General features: G+C 65.6%; 1 pseudogene. It reads left to right on the top strand.

Annotated elements, in window-relative coordinates:
* A pseudogene (locus SB816_RS33500) lies at positions 1-253 on the top strand (flavin-dependent monooxygenase); the annotation flags it as partial.

Below are 253 nucleotides of genomic sequence, written 5' to 3'. Positions count from 1 at the left end.
CTACTATGAGGAAGAAGGCCTCTTCAACATGCCGCTGCTGACCGGCATTCCTTCCTGTCTCGCCTCAACGGGCGTCGGCGCGGCCAAGGGCGCGCTTGCCGCCTATGTCGACCATGTCGGCGGCCGGGTGACGCGCGGTGCAGTGGCCGGCGGCAATAACCGCATGGCTGAATTTCCCACCATCCAGCTGCGTGTTGCGGAAGCGGCGGCGAGTGTGGACGCGGCCTGCGAAATCCTGCTGCGCGATGTTGCC

It is taken from the genome of Achromobacter sp. SIMBA_011 (assembly GCF_046535435.1).
GTDB lineage: Bacteria > Pseudomonadota > Gammaproteobacteria > Burkholderiales > Burkholderiaceae_B > Achromobacter > Achromobacter dolens.
Note: the sequence above shows the minus strand (reverse complement) of the source record. Positions and strands in the feature narration are given on the sequence as shown.